This window comes from Devosia sp. WQ 349K1 (assembly GCF_016595685.1).
In the GTDB taxonomy this organism is placed as follows: domain Bacteria; phylum Pseudomonadota; class Alphaproteobacteria; order Rhizobiales; family Devosiaceae; genus Devosia.
On the sequence record NZ_JAENGO010000008.1, the window covers coordinates 187,876 to 209,136 of the forward strand.

12 protein-coding genes are annotated in these 21,261 nt (G+C 57.2%); 2 read left to right on the forward strand and 10 right to left on the reverse strand.

What is annotated here, in order from left to right; translation table 11 throughout:
- Positions 1 to 105 precede the first annotated feature (105 nt).
- The 8 genes from JHL21_RS16310 to JHL21_RS16345 all read right to left on the reverse strand — a co-directional run bounded on the left by JHL21_RS16310 (position 106) and on the right by JHL21_RS16345 (position 15,297).
- Positions 106 to 3,525, reverse strand: coding sequence for a TonB-dependent receptor (locus JHL21_RS16310; protein ID WP_200214668.1), 3,420 nt, complete (start codon positions 3,523 to 3,525; stop codon positions 106 to 108).
- A complete protein-coding gene (locus JHL21_RS16315; protein WP_200214669.1) occupies positions 3,525 to 8,123 on the reverse strand; it encodes a CshA/CshB family fibrillar adhesin-related protein in 4,599 nt (1,532 codons plus the stop codon). The genes JHL21_RS16310 and JHL21_RS16315 overlap by 1 nt, the downstream gene beginning before the upstream one ends.
- A gap of 592 nt (positions 8,124 to 8,715) precedes the next feature.
- Positions 8,716 to 9,459 carry a response regulator transcription factor gene (locus JHL21_RS16320; RefSeq protein ID WP_200214671.1) on the reverse strand — a complete coding sequence of 248 codons (744 nt, stop codon included), beginning with the start codon at positions 9,457 to 9,459 and terminating at the stop codon, positions 8,716 to 8,718.
- A gap of 3 nt (positions 9,460 to 9,462) precedes the next feature.
- Positions 9,463 to 10,452, reverse strand: a complete 990-nt coding sequence (locus JHL21_RS16325) for a substrate-binding domain-containing protein (RefSeq protein WP_200214673.1) — start codon at positions 10,450 to 10,452, stop codon at positions 9,463 to 9,465.
- A gap of 171 nt (positions 10,453 to 10,623) precedes the next feature.
- The gene (locus tag JHL21_RS16330) at positions 10,624 to 11,559 is read right to left on the reverse strand and encodes an ABC transporter substrate-binding protein (RefSeq protein ID WP_200214675.1); all 936 of its coding nucleotides are present in this window, start codon (positions 11,557 to 11,559) and stop codon (positions 10,624 to 10,626) included.
- Positions 11,560 to 11,634: 75 nt separating this feature from the next.
- The gene (locus tag JHL21_RS16335; RefSeq protein ID WP_200214676.1) at positions 11,635 to 12,663 is read right to left on the reverse strand and encodes a ribose ABC transporter permease; all 1,029 of its coding nucleotides are present in this window, start codon (positions 12,661 to 12,663) and stop codon (positions 11,635 to 11,637) included.
- Positions 12,664 to 12,732: 69 nt separating this feature from the next.
- Complete coding sequence (locus tag JHL21_RS16340) at positions 12,733 to 14,259, reverse strand: sugar ABC transporter ATP-binding protein (protein ID WP_200214678.1); 1,527 nt, start codon at positions 14,257 to 14,259, stop codon at positions 12,733 to 12,735.
- 858 nt (positions 14,260 to 15,117) lie between these two features.
- The gene (locus JHL21_RS16345; protein ID WP_200214679.1) at positions 15,118 to 15,297 is read right to left on the reverse strand and encodes a hypothetical protein; all 180 of its coding nucleotides are present in this window, start codon (positions 15,295 to 15,297) and stop codon (positions 15,118 to 15,120) included.
- A 63-nt stretch (positions 15,298 to 15,360) separates the two neighbouring features.
- Here JHL21_RS16345 and JHL21_RS16350 point away from each other — a divergent pair, with 63 nt between their 5' ends.
- On the forward strand, positions 15,361 to 16,323 hold the full coding sequence (locus tag JHL21_RS16350; RefSeq protein WP_200214681.1) for an ROK family protein: 963 nt from the start codon (positions 15,361 to 15,363) through the stop codon (positions 16,321 to 16,323).
- On the opposite strand, the gene JHL21_RS18080 is transcribed toward JHL21_RS16350, so the two are convergent.
- Together JHL21_RS18080 and JHL21_RS16360 are read right to left on the reverse strand one after the other, a co-directional pair.
- Positions 16,271 to 18,907, reverse strand: coding sequence for an ATP-binding protein (locus JHL21_RS18080; RefSeq protein WP_200214682.1), 2,637 nt, complete (start codon positions 18,905 to 18,907; stop codon positions 16,271 to 16,273). The two genes, JHL21_RS16350 and JHL21_RS18080, sit on opposite strands and share 53 nt — an antisense overlap.
- A gap of 651 nt (positions 18,908 to 19,558) precedes the next feature.
- Positions 19,559 to 20,122, reverse strand: coding sequence for a diguanylate cyclase (locus tag JHL21_RS16360; protein WP_200214690.1), 564 nt, complete (start codon positions 20,120 to 20,122; stop codon positions 19,559 to 19,561).
- A 223-nt stretch (positions 20,123 to 20,345) separates the two neighbouring features.
- On the opposite strand from JHL21_RS16360, the gene JHL21_RS16365 reads away from it, so the two are divergent.
- Positions 20,346 to 21,176, forward strand: a complete 831-nt coding sequence (locus tag JHL21_RS16365; RefSeq protein WP_200214692.1) for a transglutaminase-like cysteine peptidase — start codon at positions 20,346 to 20,348, stop codon at positions 21,174 to 21,176.
- The last annotated feature ends 85 nt before the right edge of the window (positions 21,177 to 21,261 follow it).

Below are 21,261 nucleotides of genomic sequence, written 5' to 3' on the forward strand. Positions count from 1 at the left end.
GAGAGGGAACTGTCGGATAGAGAGGGCATATCCGTCGCGCACGTCTATAGTGCTGACTGGGCGGAGTGTGGCTCCGCCCAGCTGAGTTCGACTTGATTGGCGGGCTTAGTACTTCGCCATAATGTTGAAGAAGACGCCTTGGTGATCGCGTTCCAAATCACGCAGATCGTCCGAGAAGCCAGCAAAGTTATAGCCGACGCCGACCTTCACATGGTCATCAACGCTATAGTAGACCGCCGCTAAGGCGCCGAGGTCGAGCGTCTTTGCCTCCGGCAGGGCCATAGCCCGCGCTTCAAGCAAGATATCCCAATCCTTGGCGACTTCTGCGTCAACGCGAATAATGCCCAAGTGTGCGGAAGAGCGTGTCCAGCCCGATGGATCGCGGTTTTCGGAGATTTCACCGATACGCGCGCCATATTTTGCGCCCACGGTCAGCCACTCGTTGATGTCGTAATTGCCATCAATGGAGAAGATGTGGCTGCGCTGCGCTGGACCATTGGCACTGCCGTTTGCCGTCACCTGCTGTACGCCGGGAAGGTCGTAGAGGAAGGTATAGCGGGCGAGCGCGTTAAAGCGTTCGTTGTCGACTGGACGATAGGCATAGCCAATGCTGGCTTCGACATAGTCGCCGTCCAAGATGGCCTTGTTATTGTACTGCGAGAGCAGAGCATCAAAGCTACCGATCAGGCGCCAGTCATCATCGGTACGCCAAGACATGGACGAGCCAAAGAGATAGGACTGGCCGTCTTTCGCTCCAGTGGTCGACTTCTCGTCGCGCACTTCACCACGCACCGTCCCGGTCAGGCCATCCGACACATAGCCTGCGCCGAGCGAGAGTGCAGTGCGCTGCAGATCTTCATCATTCTTATCGTAGATCGTGCCGCGTTCGAACGCGCCGTTCAGTGTCCAGAACTCGTCTGGCGTCAGGGTGACGCCATAGGTCTGGGTCAGCGTGCGGTTGCGATCGAAGGTGTTGTAAATGGCTTCCGAATGCAGGGCGACGATTTCGTTGACCTTGCGTTCGGTGCCCACAACCAGACCGGTGCGTGCCGACGATGCTAAGCTTGCGCTGTCGGGGGCGTTGACGCGATAGCCGATGTAGTTGCGTTCATCCGCTGTCGGCTGATGCACCAAACCAATGAGACCACCAACACCGGTGGAGCCGTAGGACACTTCGCCTTCAAGGCTGAGGGCGTCGTTGATGCGATAGTCGATGCCGACGCCGACGCGATCAGCGTCAGTGAGATTGCCCACCTTATCGACGGTCTTGCGGCCATAGGCGCTGACTTCAAGATCTTCATTGAGAACATAGGCAATGCCTAGCCCCAGATCCGTCCGGCGGCCGTTCCGGCTGGTGGACGCAATGTCGATATGGTTGATACCGCCGCGTAGGGTCAGGTCTGGCGAGAGTTGGTGTTCAACTTCAGCGCCATAGGCGCGCGTGTAGCCCTGCGCACCCTGATCGGCGATGTCGACAGTGGCGTTTGCCGTCGTGCTTTCGGTGATGGCGATGTCAGCAAATGTGCTGACCAACAGCTGGTCATACTTGGTCGACGAGCCAGTTGCGGCAAATCCGGCCTGACGCTTTTCAACGCTGGCGCCCACACGACCATCAAGGCCAAGGCCTTCAAGATCAGTCTCGGCCGCGACACGAATGGCGTAGGCCGGATCAATACGCTTGGCGACGCTGTCTTCAACGAAGGTCAGACCACCATCAAGCGAGACCCATGAGCTGCTGCCCGTGCCCTCAGAGCGCATGACTTCGGCTTCAATGAAGCTGTTTTCATCGGCCTGAAGGCGGGCATTAGCGCCGAGCAGAGTGGTCTTTTCGCCATCAACATCTTCACTCACAGCCGTCGCGCCGATGGAGATGTGATCGTTGATCCAAGCTTGTGCAGCACCTGCCAAAGCATAGTCATCGCCGGACGAAGCGGCCGGGGTAAACTCATACTGCACGACCAAATACTGCGTATCAGCTATGGACGAGGCAACGCCAGAGGCGCTGGTCGAGGAGCTAAGAGGTGTCGTCAAAATGACAACGCCCTGCATGTAATTGATGCGGTAGTCAGTGCCCTTCACCAGCGTCTTGCGAGACCGCACAACGCCGGTTACGCCGTCGCGCAGCTCCACGGTCAGCGTTTCGCTGTCCGGCAACAAATCTTGACGGTGCATGAAATAAGCCGAGCCACCCGACCCACGCAGCACGTCGCGCTGTGAGAGTGTTCCCGGGTAGGCAGCATGCACATTGACTTGAGTTTTGTGCGCACCCTGAGTGGTCACATCCTCAGACTTATAGGTTGCCGACGCGCCATACAGCACGCGATTGTCGCTATAGAATCTGCTGTTCGCGATTTCCGTGCGGAACGTGCCCCACATGACATTGCTATTGCCGCGCTCGAGCCGAACGTAGAGCTTGCCGCGTGTAGGGGCGTCTTCCACCAGTTCGGAATCGTCGCCATAGACCGGATAGAAGTCATTCGGGTCGATACGCGAGAGGACGGCACGTGGGTCCTTGGACAAAACACCCTGGAACATGTCTTCCAGCGGGCCTTCGCCCGTATCGCCCGACGCGGTCAGCAGATACTCGCCCTTGATCTTGCCTTTGAGATAGAACTGCGCCTGACCCTTTGCATATGTCTGGCTAAACTCACCACCTGTCACCGGCTCAAGACGAGCGCTCGGCGAGCGGGCACCAAGGGTCAAGTCAGCAAGCGCAACGTAGAACCAATCGCTGTCCGGCACCGCGACCGAACGGCGGAACTTGAGAGTGTCCGCGGACGGATCGGCAATAGTCACGTCGACGTCATGCTGCCCGGCAGGCAGGATACGATCAATAACGAACGAACCGCTGTTATCGACGGGAACGGTTTCGCCCAGGACCACGACCTGCGTGCCCGGCTTGGCATCGCGACCAAAAATGGTCACAGCGCCGCCAGCCAGAGGAATGGTGCGGATCGCGGCACGATCTTCGCCCCAACCCACCGAAATCGCATCGTCTGCAGCTTCGGAGGGAGCGGTGTTCTCGGTGCGCGCTAATTTCAGGGGCGCGGTTTCGTCAAACCGGCCTTGCGCATCATAGACACGGGCGACGTAGGAATACTCACCCGAGCCGTCCGCAGGCATGGTCCAAGTAACCGTGCCATTAGCCACAGCAGGCAAAGTGGCAATGACTTCGTCCTGAGCATCACGGATGGTCAACTCTGCCCGGGCAATGAAGGCCGGGTAGTTGCTGGTTACGTTGAAGTCGATGGCTTCGTTGGCGCGATAACTTGAGCGTAGCGCTGTCGGCAACACGTTCAGCGTTGGGCGGATATCCATGCCCGCATAGCGGATTTGGATATCGGTTGCAGCCAGCGCCACGTCGGTCTTGCGTTCGGTAGTGTTTTTGAGCGGATCGCCAGCGATCCGCTCCCCATCAACAGCGACCGAGAAGCCATAGCTCTGCGCATAGGCCGTGGACGAGAGCAGTGCGATTGTCAGAGCTGTGCTGGCAATGCGCGCGAAGGTTGTAAGCGTCGGGCGCATCAGTTCTTCCACTCCAGAGTAATGTCGATAGTCAGGTCATAGGGCTCGCGGCCTTCGTGCCAGAGCTCGAGAATGCGCTCTTCGATGGCGCGTGTGCGCTCTTCAGCCAGATTGTCATTGACTGACCCGGTGTAGCTCAGACGCAGGACCGAACGCTCTTCTTCCAGAACCTTGATCAGCTCCGGCAGGTAATCTGCGAGTGCTGGGATCACGTCCATGCTGTCCTTGAAGAAAGCACCGGCATCGAGATCGAGACGGACTTCACGGCCGAGCGATGCGCCGAAGTTGATTTCCGCCATCTTACCGGCGGTCAAACGCGCAACTTCCGGATTTTCGGTCGTTAGGTCGTAGCCAGTCGGCAGGCTGCGTTCGTCCAACTTGAGGATGAAGTTCGAGCCAATGCTTGCATCTGGGATCGCCGCACAAGGGACCGAATAACGGCCGAACTTGTCGGTGGTGATGATCACGCCACGCGCAGTGACGAGACGAGACGCGGGCAAGCCACTTTCGCCCTGATCCTGATAGCCGTTTTGGTTACGGTCATCGAAGACCTTACCGATGATGTCGGAGCAGTCAAAGATGCCTTCAGCGAGCAGCTCGAAGCTTGCCTGTGCCTGTGTCGCGACGAGAACACCGGCAGGGGTCACTGCGTCGACGATGTTGACATGGGTGCCAGGTGTCGCTGTCGCCAAAGCCAAGAGCTTGAGTTCGAGCGTTGCCGTGGAGCCGACGGTGAGATCAATGTCGCCGACTTCAATGACGCGACCAGTTGCGCTTGGGACCACCGCTACGCCGTTCAGTGCAGCTGAGCCCTCAACGTAGCGGAAACCCGCTGGAACGGTATCGCGAAGGATGACGTCAGTCAGGACGCCGGGGCCATTGTTGGTCAAGGCGATGCGGAACAAAGCCTGTTCACCACGACGAACCTGACGGGTCAGGGCCTGCTTGGTGAGCGTTGTCGAGCCGGGCTTGGCGCCCTGGATCGAGAGTTGGTCCACCACATTGGCGCTGACATAAGGCGTGCCCGTCAGGGTCGTGCCCTTAGCGGCAGCTTCGTTGGTGATCGCATCCGGCTTGCCGCCAGCATTTTCTGCATCCTGTGCAGTCAAAACATAGGTGGCTGTGAAGGTCTGGCTCGCACCAGGCGCGAGCGTAACCTGTCGCGGGGTAAAGGCTGAGAGCTTCGAGCCGCCGTTGATCCCGTCGAACTTTGGACCAGGGTCATGAGGAGACACCTGAGCCATGGTCACATTGCCAGTGTTGGTAATGACGAACGTGTAGGTCAGCGTATCGCCAGCGCTGGAGAACCCATCGCCATTGGTATCGGCATAGCTACCGTCTTTGGTAATCGTGAGCACCGGCGTCGCCGCCAGAGGTTCGGTTACCGTTGACTTGGGGCTTGAGACCGGTGGGCGGAAGTTGGGCGGATTCCCCTTGGCAATAGCCGTGTTTACAATCTCGCCAGCGTCCATATCTTCCAGCGTCAGCGTATAGGACGCGGTGATTGTGCTGTCGGTCACACCCGGCGCTAGCGACGCGATTGTGCCCGAAACAACCGCCTGTGGCAGCTCGTCTTCGACCACAACGTCGGTCAGCGTGACATTGCCGGAGTTGCGCACGTCGAAGGCAAAGTTGGCGATGTCACCGGCATTGGTCGTGCCCGATCCATCCACGTCGGTGAACGAGATAAAGCGCTTGGTCAGTGTGATCGCAGCGGTCTGATCGGTTGGCACCGTAACGCTAGAAGGCGGGCTGGTAATCTTGCCGCCAGCAGACGGAGGAAGGTCCCCGCTGGACGTTGCCAGATTGGTGACAGAACCGCGGTCCGCATCTTCCTGTGTAACTGTATAGGTGGCTGTGAAAGTTGTTGTGTTGGTAGCACCGGGCGCCAAGGAGGCAATCGGGCCACCGGAGAGCACTACGCCAACCAGATCATCGCTCACCTCAATATTGGTCAGCGTGACATTGCCCGTGTTGGTCACGGTGAAGGTGTAATTGACCACGTCGCCAGCGCCGAACACGCCGTCGCCATCCGCTTGGCCCGGAGGCACGTCGACCCAAGTACCGGCCTTAACGACGCTTAGGCCTGGCTTTGGCGGAAGCTTGACGGTTTCGGTGGTGTCTGGGCTTTCGATGGGCGGCAAGCCGCTGGGGGGCACACCGTTTGCGAAAGCAACATTGGTGTAGGAGCCAGCGTCGATGTCGGCCTGAGTGAGCGTATAGACCGCTGTGTATGTTGTCGTGTCCGTCGCCCCTGCTGCCAGAGCAGGTATTGGCGTGCCAGTCAGCACAAGGCCGGAGGTGACATCGCGATCGACGAGCGTAACATTGGTGAGGGTTGTGGCGCCTTCGTTTTTGATGGCAAAGGTGAATGTGACCTCTTCGCCAACCTCGATAATGCCATCGCCATCGGTATCGACAACCGTGCCGGTCTTCTCAACGCTCAGAGACGAGGTTTGATCAGGTGGCAATACCACCTTGCTTTCAGGGGATTGGATCGGCGTCAACACACCGCTACCCGCAGGTGGCAGGCCTGACGCGATTGCAATATTGGTCACACTGCCCAGATCGACGTCCGTCTGCTTCACAACATAGGTTGCAGTGTAGGCGGTGTTATTCACCTCACCCGGCGCGAGGGACGGAATCGGGGACCCGGTCAGCACGATGTCGACCAAGCTGTCCTGCACCGTAACATTGGTCAGGGTAACCGAACCAGAATTGGTGACGGCGAATGCATAGGTCACGGTTTCGCCAACAGCGAGTTTGCCGTCGCCATCCGCATCAGGCCAGCTTGCAGTCTTCTCGATGGTGAGAGATGGATCCCAATCGATTGTGACGGTGTTGCGTGCGCAGTGGGTTGCGTCGGTGCAGGTGGCGCCAGGCGTGACCGGCAAGCCGCCATTGAACGGATCAAGACCACCAGAAACACTGGCGTAATTGATCGCCGAAGTGCCCGAGAAGGTTTCAGGGATCGAGATCGGCAGATCAATGGTCGAGGAGCTTGTGGCACTGCCAGCGTTGCCGAGAACCTGATCTGTCGTACAGGAAACCAGACCGCCCGTTAGCGCGCAGGCCCAACCATTTGTGGTGCGTGTGCCGGTCCAGCCAGCCACCATGCCAGCAGGCAGAGTGTCCTGAACGGTAATGGTTGCGCCGGTTGCGACCGGGCCGTCATTCTTGACGACCAAGCGATAGTAGGCGTCGGGCTGGTTGACCTTCCAAGTGCCATTGATGGCATTATTGGTCTTGGTGATAGACAGCTTGGGGCCAAGGATGGTGACGACACCATCCTCGACTTCGCCATCTTCAGCCGGGCCGGTTGGCTCAATGATCTCAGCGGCATTGGACGCATAGCGCAGGCGCACATAAGACTCGCCAGCCACGGTGTCCGTCGGGACAGACCACTGCAGGGACGCGTTGCCCGCAGCACAAATGGCAGCCGCACGCTCATCGGCATCAAACGTTCCGTTTAGATCGAAATCGATCCAACCAGCGACATTGCCAGTTCCGATACAAGCAATTTCTTTCCGGAAGGCATTGCCACGGTCCAGAATGGAAATCGTGCTGTTTGCCGGCCAAGCGTTCTCTTCGAGCTGGTTATTCGCTGGGAAAATGTCGTCACCACGCGCATCGGCGCTTGGCATCATTTTACTTTCAGCGTCAGGACCGATGGCTCCGAGCAGATTGGTCAGTGGCGGTTCCAGCCCGCCGACGGCGTAGCCCGCGGTATTGATATTGACGCCCGCGCCAACGGCTATGTTATCGCTCTTAAAACGAAGTTCCGGCACGACGTGCATCGCTGCGCCATAGCTGGCTGGCGCGTCGGAAAAGTCAGCGTGAGGTGAAAGTACCCCGATAGCGATGGCCTGAAGCCCGCCACCACGGAGTCTGAAGTTCATGCTGACAGTACTAGCGGGCGTGGTTAGTTTCAGGAATGAAACGGCGGCCGTATTGTTGTCATTGCCGTTGCCCAAGCGGATGGTTCTGCCGCCATTGGACTTCGTGACAGTGTAAGGACCAGCGCCGAGGTTTTTACGAACGTCCACAACGTTCCACGTACCTTCGGCCGTCCCTTCAATGAACTCGCCGGAATTGTTAATCGATTCCGCGTCGGCGACCACCAGACCGGGGATGTTATAGGGCTGGCCGTTCAGGGTCGCGCTGCAAGTCACCGTGAACGATGCCTCGCCACCGCGATAACTAATGCCTGAGACGAGCTGGTTCAGCCTATGTGTCCCGCCGATATTGTACATATCGTCGAGGCTGTCGCCGTTGTAATCACCCGGTTTGTAGCTGCGGAGGCGATTGGTAATGCCCCCTTCGGCCCCGTTGATGGCCGTAACCGAGATATTGGATATCTCGCAGCTGTAACTTAGATCAATGTCATCTGCGATCTGCAGTCGCGCAGAGCTGGTATCCATGCCAGCAATTACCGCGTGTGTCGCTGGACCATTGCCCGTTTGGGTACTTGGCGAGAGCTGGGAAATATCCCGCGCATGCGTGCCGTTTGTACCACCACCCCAAGTTAGCCATAGCACTGTGTTGCGATATGGGCTCGACCCGCCCGTCGCATAGGCTGCGCCGTGCGCGGGCGCCATGAGCCCGGAGGTGACCAATAAAATTGAGGCGGCCGTAGCAAGCCAGGAGCCTGCCGAGGGAGCTTTGGTAAATATGGACACGTCCAAACCTGAAATGGGGAATTAGCAGTAATAATCAACGACCTACGCGACTTCCGTCACGAATCTGGGCGTGTGTGTATCATGGGGCAATGCCAGCCACAACGCGTGCTGATATACCACGATATGGCACTCCCTAACTCCAAAAGAGGTGTTTTTTCAACTTGTTATCGGCGCACAAAATCTCAATGTGGCTATTTTGCCGCACTTATCTATTTTTAGATCCATTACGCAATATTTGACGTAGTGCGGCACAATATCGCTGCGCGTCGAGTGGCGCTTCATAGCGACGTGCCCGCCTCATCGTCTTACCGATTTTGGAATACTTGGCTGCGGGCATCGCGCACAACGCAAACCGGCTCCGGTGTACATTAGGCCGTTTCGATAGCGTTCATAGCACCGTCATCTGCCTAAATACCGGCAAGATTTGCACCATTGCCTAGGTGGGGCTGTGCATCACCGTAGTGGCCAAAATCTCAAGTGTGCGTGCAGCAACATCTCGCCCTGACCTCGGTCAGAAACTACCGATTTTTTCGACGTTGACGCCGAACATATAACCCACAGCACGTTCGGTCAGGATCAACTGCGGTTGCCCTGGCGTAATTTCAATCTTTCGCCGCAACCTCAAGATCAGCACGTCGATCGTGCGATCAATGACACTGTCGTTTTCACGACGGGTCAAATCCAACAGCTGATCGCGGGACAAGACGCGGCCTTGGGCACTCAGAAGCGCGGCCAGCAGATCAAACTCCGCTACGGTCAGCGAAATATCGAGGCCGTGGGGATTTGTCAGCCGCCGACGCTCTAGATCCAGCATCCACCCAACAAAACCATAACCGCGATTGGGCTGGGGCTGCGTCGCATGGGTTTTTGGACTGGCCCGACGCAACACTGCGCGAATGCGCGCGGCCACCTCGCGCACGCTGAAGGGCTTGACGATGTAGTCATCGGCACCGATCTCAAGCCCGACCACACGGTCGATCTCAGACCCTTTTCCAGAGAGAATTATGATGGGAATTCCGTGGTTTGCACGAATTCTGGGTGCTATCGAGAGCCCGTCGCCGTCCGGCAACTTCAGATCCAGCAAGATCAGCGAAATGGCGTGCTGCTCGACAGTTTGTTCGAGCTCCGCCAGGCTCCCGCACCTATGGGCAATGTAGCCTTCGTCGCCAAGCATATCGACGAGTACCGCGGCAATTTCAGCGTCGTCTTCGACCACCGCGACATGAATAGGCTCGATGTCAGTTGGAGGTGTCATGATCTAGTCCTCCCAAGGCACGAAGCCATCTAGCGTATCGCGCGTCACCAGCCTTACGGGCATGAGAATAGGATCAGACGAGACAGCCTTGCCATCACGCAGGTCGAAAGCCATTTGCACAGCCTGATTGGCCATAGCTTTTGGGTCCTGATAGACGCTGGCAACCAGCCGACTGTCAGCCTGGCCCATAGCACCGACGACAGCTGGAGACGCATCAATGGACACGATGAAGAACTCGCTCCGTCCCGCCTGCCGTGCAGCTTCATCGGCGCCAAGGGCAGTCGGATCATTCATTGAAAACACAGCATCAATGTGCGGCAATGTCGTGAGCAGGGACGACATATAGGTGAGCCCTCCCAGCACGCTGCCACCTGAATCGCCCGCGTCGGAGAGGATTTTGATGCCCGTATATTGCGCGAGGGCCGCACTGCATCCGGAGACGCGATCGATGACCGCAGAGACCGGCGGGCCATTGAGAATGACGACATCCCCTTTCCCACCAAGTCTTTCGGCAAGATATTCGCACGCTGTCACGCCAGCGGTGTAATTGTCTGAAGTGACGGTGATCTGTGCCCCATCGGCGGTCACATCAAGCGCCACCACAACCACGCCTGCCGCCTTGGCCTTCTCAATCGAGGCGGCAACTTCGTGAGTGTCGACGGCATTGAGGACCAGAATATCGTAGCCATCTGTGGCCACTTTCTCGATCTGCGCGGTCTGCCGCGACAAATCATAGCCACTCGACATCACCATAATCTCAGCGTCGCTATCGCGTTCGATTACGGCCGCTTCAACCTGCTGGGAGATGAATGAGAAATATGGGTTGGTCAGATCCGCAATGACCAGGGCGACTTTTATCCCAGTGTGCTGGGCTTCCTGCGCGATCGTGGGTGCGGCGAGCACCAGCGGCAAACTCAGAACGAAACAACTGGCAAGGCGTGAGCGGTTCCGCTGCCAAGACAGGCGCTGCAGAGATGATCTCAAAGCGAGCATGGTCTCCTCCGTCTGAATATGCAGGGTAGAGAGCGCGACGGCTAAATCAAGTCGCCATGGATTAGGGCCAGGCTGGCGACACGATTTCAGAGGGGGGCGCCGTCGCGCTCAACTAACCGGAACTATGGAGGTCATGTGTTCCCGATTAGTTTATTTGGATCGCCGTAACGATCATTCTGCTGGTACTGCAGCCCAACCGACGTAGTCGCCAATGTTGTCGCGTGTCACGAGCTCGGAATCCATCAGCTCGACCGCGCCGGACTTTTCACCGTTGAGAATTGCGGTGCCAAGCTGCACGGCGCGCGCGGCCATCTTGTAGGGGTTTTGCGAGGCCGAGGCTTCGATCATGACCGAGTTCGGGTCCTTGAGCGCGACTTCGATATCGGGCGCACCGTCGACAGCGGTAATGACAATGCCTGTGCGGTTTTGCTGCTTAGCCGCCAAGTCCGCCCCGATAGCCTGAGGATCATTGATCGCAAAGACTGCGTCGATTTCCGTGAAACGGGTCAGGTGGCTCTGCATGACGTTCAGGCCGCCTTCGCGAGAGCCCTTACCGTCTTGATCGTTGGAGAGAACGGTAATGCCAGGCGCGGCAGCAAAGGCCTGTTCACAGCCGGTAACGCGGTCGATCACAGCCGAAACCTGCGGGCCGTTCTGAATGATCACATTGCCTTCGCCACCGAGCTTGTCGACAATGTATTGGCAGGCAATTTCACCGGCCTGAACATTGTTGGTGGTGACAACAGCGTCGGCGCCCTCAGCGAAGGTGTCAACAGCAACCACGACAATACCGGCTTCCTGGGCCCGCTTGATTGCCGGGCCGATGGCCTGCGCGTCTGCTGGGTTGAGCAGGATTAGGTCAACACCAGCGGAGATGAAGTTGTCGATCTGGCTGAACTGCTTGGCCATGTCGTAGTCATAGCCAAAAGAGAGAACCTCTACATTGGGGTTGGTCTTTTTAGCTTCGGCCGTGGCGCCATTGGCCAGCGCGACGAAGAAGGGATTGCTGAGTGTGCCGAGCGAGATACCGATCTTGTTCAGATCCTTGGCACTTGCAGGCGCAGCTACGGCGAGAGCGAGAGCAGAAGCGATCAAAAGGGTTTTCATAGTGGGGACTCCTCCCTGGTCAATTTTTGAACCGGGCATGGTGACCAGTACCCATGCCCGGAAGCTGAGATGGGTTCAGGTCCGTGCCGAACCGCGTTGGCGCATCCGGTCCAGCGCCACGGCGCCAATGATGACCAGACCCTTGATGACGTATTGCCAGATGTCCGAGACACCGATGAGCACGAGGCCATTGGACAGCACAGCGATGATGAGGGCGCCAATCAACGTGCCCCAGATGGAGCCGATGCCGCCGACAAAGGATGTACCGCCCAGAATAACCGCAGCGATGGCGTCGAGTTCGTAGGCCTGGCCGAGCTGCAAGCCATTGGCTGCATAGAGCCGCGTCGAGAGCATGACCGCCCCCAGACCCGCAAAGAGGCCGGAAATGCCGTACACTGCCAGATAAACACGCGGAACTTTAATGCCGGACAGTCGTGCTGCTGCCTCATTGCCACCGACCGAGTAGACATGGGTGCCGAACACAGTGCGCTTGAGCACGAACCACGATCCGGCGATGACTAGAAGCGCGATCACAGCAAGCCATGGGAGCGAGAACACGCCCGGGATGATCGGAAGGGCGCCGTTGCCGATAAAGGAATAGGGCAGCGCTGGGTTGAAGATGGTGGTGTCATTCCCCATCAGGCGGGCGAGGCCGCGCACAGCCGTCATCGAGCCAAGGGTGACGATGAACGGGGGGAGCTTGAGCTTCGCAATCAGGAAGCCATTGAGGACGCCAAAGCCGATACCGACGCCCAGTGCCACGAAAATCCAAAGCGTGGAGAGCTCAGGCACGTTAGAGGCGATAAGACCGGCCATGGCCGCTGCGGCGAGGATTGAACCGACCGAAAGATCGATACCGCCTGTCAGAATAACGAAGGTCATCCCCGCAGCCAGGACCGTATTGACGGAGGCCTGCTGCAAGACGATGCTGATATTCTGACCGGTTAGAAATCGACCACCGGACAAAAAGTGGAACGCCACTACCACCACGAGCAGCACTGGAAGCATCCCAGCAGCACTCATCATGGCCCGTAGTTTGCGTTTGCGGGCTTCGATAGATCCAGCGGCTTCAAGCCCAACCGGATTTGATACTATATTGGTCATTGAAACCTCCCAATGCCGGGTCGCAATCGACTATGCGATTGCGCCAAGGTGTTCGTTTTGAAGACGAAGTCAGGCTACGGCTGGCAGATCGACGCCAGTTGCAAATGCCATGATGTTCTCTTGCGTCGGGGCAATGCCTGTGGCACCGCCCACCTCCCCCGAGATGCTACCCTCACGCATGACAAGGATGCGGTCGGCAATGCCGATGACTTCCGTAAGCTCGGAGGAAATCACGAGTATCGCGATGCCGCGCTGCGCTAGGGCGTCGATTATTTTATAGATCTCGGACTTGGCGCCGATGTCGACGCCACGTGTCGGCTCATCGAGAATGAGCACCTTGGGCTGGATTTGAAGCCAGCGCGAAAGCAGGATTTTCTGCTGGTTCCCGCCAGACAGTCCACCCACCGGAAAGTGTTCAGACGGCACGCGGACGGACAGCGCCTGAATGGACTCAATAGCGCGTTCCCGCGCCCGCTTGCGATCGAGCACAGTGCCCCAGCGCGCATCCGGACGCAGCACGCCAGTGTTGATATTGTCTTGGCAGGACATGTCGAGGAAAAGCCCATCGCCACGTCGATCTTCGGTGAGATAGGCAACCTGAGCGTCGATTGCTTGTTGCGGAGAGATCGGTTGATAAGGCCTGCCTTCGAGGGTCATCGACCCGCCGTCGCGCGACCGCGCACCAAAAATTGCCTGAGCCAATTCGGTACGCCCAGAACCAATCAGCCCGGCGAGCCCGACCACTTCGCCAGCGCGCAGTGTCAGGGAACAATTGCGCACGAGGGGGCCAGAACTGAGATTGTTCACGTCAAGGACGACGGACGCGCCAGTTTTATCGCCACGATCAGACTTGGTATAAAGGGATGAAAGCTCACGCCCCACCATCATGCGTACGATGGCCTCGGGGCTGATTTGTTCCTTGTCCAAGGTACCGACATAGGTGCCGTCTCGAAGCACGGACACACGGTCGGCGAGTTCATAGACTTCATTCATGCGGTGCGAGATGTAGACAATGGCCAGACCGTCGCTGCGCAGCTGGCGGATCATGGAGAACAGACCGTCTGTTTCGCGCGAGGATAGCGCTGTGGTTGGCTCGTCCATAACCAAGATGCGCGAGTCCGCATGCAGGGCGCGAGCGATCTCGACAAGTTGCTGATTGGCGATGGTCAAGGTGCCGACAACCGTTTCAGCGGTGAAGCTGGCACCTAGGCGCTCTAGCACCGGCGTAACGCTTTTGGACATTGACGCGCGATCAACAATGCCCCCGCGATTGATCTCGCGGCCCAAATACATGTTCTGAGCCACAGTCAGATTGGGCGAAAGCGCCAGCTCCTGATAGATGATCGACACCCCCGCTTTACGCGAGGAGATCGGATCGCGGATCTGGACAGGGACCCCATCAATGAGGATTTCAGCGCCGGGATCAGGCTGATAGGCGCCCGAAAGCGACTTCATGAGCGTCGACTTACCCGCGCCGTTCTCGCCCATCAGGGCATGGACTTCACCGGGATAGAGTGTCAGCTGGACATTGGTGAGCGCTCTCACACTCCCAAAAGTCTTGGAGACATTGCGCATCTCCAGAACTGGCTTGGTCATCGCTTTTCCTCCCAGAAACAACGTGATTACCGTTGCGGCTATGAAGACAATAGCAATGTGAACACAGTATTTTCGATTACGCAGCGCAAATGAAATTTAGCTGTAATTATTGTAACAATTGTAACGGAGCTAATATCTCCGCTAATGATTGTGATAAATTTGCAAACTTAATGCGAATAAATACTCACACCTCGCACATGACAACGTAACACTAGCACCAAATCCGCCGTTTTTATTAAATAATTTCCGGACACGCATCGGCAACATTGGCGCCGCGTGTGCTGGGTACGAAAATTTCATTTTACAGCGCCAGGTTACACGCCAAGAAAAAGGCGAGGCCGAAATGGGTCGGCCGCGCGTTTCCTCGACAGTTTGCATCGTTGCCCGCGCAGAGCGCTGTCCGAAAGACAGCAATCCGCTTTTGGACTGGGGTATGGGCCAATTGCCCAGCCAAGCGCCTAAAAATCCGAAAGTGCGCAGTTGTAGCTGTGTCCCAAAGTATCCAGCGCGCCGTTGCTTCAACCGAGTTTCCGAAACGTCAGATCGACAACGGATTACAAAATGGTCCGCCTCGTCCTGACGGCTCCGTCGAACCTTAAAGCAGCCCCCAACAGATGGCAGGCGCTCAATGCCGCCCCACACAGTAAAGTCATGCCAGAGAACAACTTGGCCCCACACCCAGACTTGCTTCAAACATGACGCTTTAACTTATTTAATAAACTGACTATATTAACTACTCGTGGCAAACAATGTTCTATTTGCACACATGGACGCCGGCGAAAACAAGGTGTGTCAAAGACATCATAACGCCCTAGACCTCCGAGGAGTGGACCCCAGATGGACAGTAAATCACTGAACTCAATCAAGCTTCGGCACACAAATGAGCGTGTCGTACTCAATGTGATACGCCAGCTCGGGGAAGCGTCCAAGACTGAGATTGCGCGCAAGATTGGCCTCACGCCCGCCGGGGCTGGTCTCGTGATCGACGCCTTGCAAGAAAATGGATTTATAAAGCAAGTTGGCAAAAGATTTGGTCAAAGAGGATCGCCGTCTGTGCTCTTTGCTCTCAATCCAGATCGCATTTTCAGTATTGGGCTGAAGATGGGCCGGCGAACTCTCGAAGCGGTGTTGGTCGACTTTTCCGGGGCTGAACGGGCTCGCCAAGAACACGACTATGTCTGGCCCGAACCAGAGTTCATCAGCCGTGTCGGCCGCGCCAGTCTGGACGGCTTTTTCCGCCAGTGCGAGCAGCAGGCAGGCGCAGAGATTTCTGGCATAGGCGTGGGCACTCCCTTCTTCCTGGGTGGCTGGAGCGGTGAATTGGGATTTCCGGCGGACCTAGGCAAAACATGGTCGAAAGTCGACCCCGGTACGCTCTTCACGCGCGGCATCGACTATCCCGTCTTTGTTGCCAATGATGCGTCGGCAGCAGCCTTGGCAGAACTCAGCTTTGGCGTGGGCGTGGGTTTGCGCGATTTTATGCATATTTCCATCGACACGCTGGTCGGTGGCGGACTGGTTCAGAACGGCAAGCTTTTGACCGGGCCCCATGGCAATGGCGCAGCATTGGGGCCGCTGCCCGTCTCGCCGTCAGCAATTTCGCCTGCTCCCGCGGGCGGCACCAGACTGTTGCACCGCGCCTCGGGCATCACTCTGATTGATCATCTGGCGCGCAATGGGATCACGGTTGATCGTATAGGCGCAGTCGCATCACATGTGGATAGCCAAGCGGTAGACGCATGGTTGGAGGACTGTTCGCAGGCGCTCGTCGAAGCCATCCTCGCAATTACTTCAGTCGTCGACATCAGAGCTGTGGTGCTGGACTGCGTCTTGCCGGAGCGTCTGGGCCTGAAACTGGTCAACCTCGTTCAGACCCAATTCGGGCGAGCACCGACCGACGGCATCGTTCCGCCAACAATTGTGGCTGGCACTTTTGGAGCGCGTGCCGGTTCGATCGGCGCCGCGGCTTTGCCGCTCGCGGCCCTACTCGACACCAATAGCACGACGCCACTCACGTTGAGACAGGCTGATCACCGTCTGGCTTATTCTCAACCGGGCGGATAAGCGAGCCAAGAGCCTGCGCAAGTGTTGCGATGGCATATGGCTTCTCGACAAGGATAACGTCGGGAGGAAGGATCATGCGCTTGTTGGGACCTTCGTGTGCGTAGCCCGACGTAAAGAGTACTGGCATATCTGGGCGCGCGCGGTTGGCGAAATTGGCGACATCGAGCCCGGTCATCCCGTCTGGCAATAAAATGTCGGTAAAGACGAGCGCAAAGGGTTCAGCTTCAATCAACGCCATGGCGGCCTTGGCACTGCCAGCGCGCATGACGACATAGCCCAAGTTCTCGATCATGTCCGCAGCGGTGTCCTGCATGATGGGATCGTCCTCGACGAGCAGTATGCGCTCGCCCTGCCCGCGTGCCGCAGTACGAGAGATGTCCCCGGCTTGCGCCACAAGGTTCTGTTCAACCCTCAATGGAAGGCTGATAACCACCTGCGTGCCTCGCTCAGGCGTGGAATTGATGGCAATCTCACCACCCGATTGCTTGATGAAACCATAGACCATGCTGAGGCCCAGTCCGGTGCCGCGGCCTTTTTCCTTGGTGGTAAAGAACGGCTCGTAGATCCGGGAGAGAACTTCTGGCGGCATGCCTTGTCCGGTATCTGTGACGGAAATCCGGACCTGCTCGTCACCACAAGAGGTCTCTGACCAGGTGCGGATAGAGATTTTCCCGCCCTCTGGCATAGCGTCTCGACTGTTAAAGACGAGGTTGAGGATCGCGCTTTCAAGCTGCACAGGGTCAATCATCGTCTGCTTTAAGGCGGGATCAAACTCGGTGGCGACCTCAATGCCAGCGCCCAAGCTGTATTCGACAAGGTCCAGTAGGTTTGTAACAAGCCCGTTCACATCGGTCATGCGGGGCTGCAGTGTTTGCTGCCTTGCAAAGGCGAGAAGCCTTTGGGTCACCGCTGAAGCGCGCTCTGTAGCGTCCATGGCGCGGATGAGGCGCGATGACAAAGCCTCGTCGCTGTAAAGCTCCTGATGCAGCAACTGCAGATTGCCGCTAATGGCAGCGAGAAGGTTGTTGAAGTCATGGGCAATTCCGCCCGTCAATTGCCCCACGCCTTCCATACGCTGGGCCTCGCGCAATTGCCTGTCGAGCCCGCGCCGGTCGGTTTGATCGGCATAGGTGGTGACGAAGCCGCCTGAGGGCATTGGGCGACTGCGCACTTCGATAATGCGCCCCTCGTCAAAGTGGATTTCAAATTGTGCCGGCATGGTTTGCCGATCCCCCAGCATGTCTTCACTCCCCATGGGCGTGCCATCAAGGCTCATCGCCCTGCCCCCAACACAGGTGATGTGCTGCGCGACCTCCTCAAAGGATTTGCCGGCCGCGATCTCGTCGCTCGACAGGGCCAGCGCCGTTAAAAACTGCGGGTTCCATTTCGCCAGCCGCCCAGCAGCATCGAACACGGAGATGCCGTCGTTCATGTTCGAAAACATGGCGTCGACCATGCGACTATTCTCGGCCACTTGCTGAGCCAAGCTTTCACGCTCGAAGCTGGCCTCCTTGAAGACGTCAAAAGCACGCGCGAGGCTGCCCAATTCATCCTGTCGGTTGAGGCCAGGAACCGTGCTGGACCGATCGCCACCGGCCAGACGCACCATGGCCCGCGTGACCCCCTCCAGATGTCGCGCCATATCGGTCATGACGTAGAATGTAGCAAAAGCGGCCGCCAAAACTGCGAGCGTACCCAAGAGGGTGATGATTTCCTTGCTGCGGCTCAGCTCCAAATCAGCCACGGCGCTGCGTTGCGCGACAGCGCTCGATGTGGTTTCCACGATTGTGGCGACCTCCTCGCTGAGCTGTGTGGACAGCCGGTGAATTGTCGCCAGCAGATAACGCACGCGTTGTTGCGTTTGCCCGTCGCGCCGGTGGAGATTGAACGAGCTTGCCTGCTGCTCAAGGAGCCGAGCAACAGACCGTCCCGCTGCGCCATGACTTTCAAGCTGCGCCGACAGTCGTGACAGTTGCGCGGTAAAATCGGCCTCGGCCCTGCTCAGGGTGAAGTCATTGTCCGATGTCATGCCAACAAAAACCAGCTCAAGCGCCAAGCGAACACTGTCGGCGAGCGCGTGTGTATCGCCGACCTGCTGTTCCAGCGCCAAAATGAGCCGCTCTCGCGCGTCGAGGCCGTATCGCCTCTCAGCGAGATCGGCGCGAATGTCGAGGCTTTGTTTTGTGGTGCTGACAAGGTCCACCAAAGAGGTCGACAAACTACCAGCAAGCCTTTCCACCCTATCGCGCCGATTGTCGTCCAAGAAAGCTGGACTTTGGGGCAGATCCTGCACGAATGCGGCGAAGGCTTCGACTTGCGCAGCGAGACGGGCGCTTTCGTTCTCGAGCTCATTCATCACGCTCACCGAGCTAACGAAAGGCGCAAGGGCCGCAAGGGCAGAACTCTCGTGCGCTAAGGTCATCGCAGCGACAATATCGGTCAGGCTTTCATCACTAAGCTGATCAAGAGCGGCCTGAGTTTGAGAAAAACCCCGAAATGCGAGAACACCGACGGCAATATTGAGGGCGAGTATGACCCCAAAAGCGATCAGGAGCTTTGCTTTGACCGTCTTGGTAAACTGCACTTGGCGTACCAGTCGTTGAAATGAGGTCTGGTTTATAGTTCCCGATTTTGCGCAACCCTGTCCAGCCATGAACTCCCAAAGCCGCCATTTTCGGCGCATTTTGGACGAGGAAGGCTTCGAAAAGCTTGGAGGGAAAAGCGACGCGGCTCAGTTGTCTAACAGCGCGATAACTTGAACCATGCACACACAAGTTCAAAACACTAGCGGGCTGGCGGAAATGTACGATCTGCCGTCTTGCTTCGTACAGCACAATCTAAGCAGAACATCCAACACCAAGACGCATATCTTTGGCTGTCAATCCGATCAAAAAAGCTGCGACAGAAAACTAATCCCATCGCCTATTGTGGGCTTCGCTTGCGCACGCCTATCCCGTGTTCGGCGTCCGAACTTGTGTCTTTCGCCACTCAGACGAGACCAGAACTCTCCTGAGATCTCAAATCCAATTCTGAGACACGGGCGCGGATGCCGGACAGCCCAAAATTTTGTGATTTTTAGAGGTTTTACGCGAGCGGGGAGCAAGAGTTAAGGCGGCGGCGATTGCCGCAGCCGCAGTTGAGCACAATGGGCCGTTAGTATTTGTTGGCTTCGGACGACCTCAGTGCCCAAAACGAGAGCTCTTTGTCGGCGCACCTAGCGCGCACCATTCGGGTACTATTCAATGACGGTCTGCGACGGCGCTTGGCATGAGGCGACAAGGTTCGCCGCAGCCCTGTCTAGAACGCTATTCTCACTTGGGCGTGCGGGCGACAGGCTAGCGCCGCCAATTGTGATCTCGATAACTGCGATTCCGGTGCTGATCATAAACACCGTATCAATGATCGACTGATGCATACGATCAGCGGCGTCCGCAGCAACATTTTGCAACGCCCCGCGCAGCAACACGGCGAAGCGATACCCCCCGATGTAGGAAATCAGATCCGTGTGACGGATTGCTTGTTGCAACCCGCTCGCCAAAAGCGGCAACACGTCTGACTGAGTTTCGGCTGCATTCCCGAGGAGTGCTCGGCTGGCCTCGCTGATATCAATCATGAGCAAAACACCGTCCTGCGCCTGCGAGCGGTCTTCTTCTAGGACGCGCGAAAAGCTGGACCAGGTAAGAGTGCCAAGTGCAGGATCAACATCGCTCGACGCGAAATCAGCCATGTCCAGCGCGGGACCGGCACGACGCTCGGACAGAACCTCATCGCGCAAGTTTGGCTTGTCTTTCTTAGTCATCAGCTCAGGCCCCTTATCCGCCATTTGAGCGGCATATTGGGGTAATTTCTTGAACGCCTCCTACGCGCTATTGATACAATTTTATGGATCGATCGCAATTGAAGTCTGGGGGAAGCCGTTTGATAAAATTTTTCGAATAATTTTTAGTAAAGTAAAACTATGTTTGTTTTCAGAACCTTAGATCATAGATGGCATAGTCCCCTTGAAACTTGGGGAGAGGCCCATGCCGCTCGTTACCGTCAAAGCAATGGTTCTGACTGCTCTCGCCTTGAGCGCGAGCGATGCAGCAATACTGACCCAAGCAACTCCCTCTGAAATTAATATCAAGCAGGTCTCTTTTCATTCTGAACTCAGCATTGCTGCCCCTACGAGTGTCGCCACCCAAACGCCGGTTGAACAGAAAAGCTCAGCTGACCTTGGCGTTTTTAAATCGGTAGCGATCTCTGCAGCAGGCTTACCAGCTGCAGCCAAATGGCAAGCCGCGCGCACGCAGGACGAAACAGGACTATTCCACGACAAATGCAAAGTCGCCGATGCGCGTGCCTGCGACACTGCATTTGCCCGCTCGTTGCAATCTGTGGCCCAGCAAGCCGCCGGTCTTTCGGATCGGGCGCAGCTCGATTTGGTAAATCGAGCCGTTAACGACGCTATGCGCTATCGTGACGACCAAGCCGTCTGGGGGCTGCGCGACCATTGGGCGACCCCCAGTGAAATGGCACTCAAAGGCTCTGGCGACTGCGAAGATTTCGCCATCGCAAAATATTGGTTGTTGCGGAGCCTAGGTGTTGCGGACGAAAACCTGCAAATGGTGGTATTGCAGGACACGCGGCGGCAATTGTTCCATGCTGTCCTCGTCGTACACACGGCTTCCGGCGCCTATGTGCTCGACAATGTGACCGACCGACTGCAGGCGGATACGGCCTATACCCAATACATGCCCATTATCAGCTTTGCAGGATCCAGAAATTTTGTGCACGGCTTTGATCGCGGTACACGGTCGACAACCGCCATGCCCCGAAATCTCGCAGCGATTGCGCCGGGGTCAGCGCAATAATGCTCTCCAGCAGGGCGTTTCTTCATCTTTATCGAGAGAACGACTAGATATAACGCGGGGCCAATCCGACGCGTAAGACACGCGA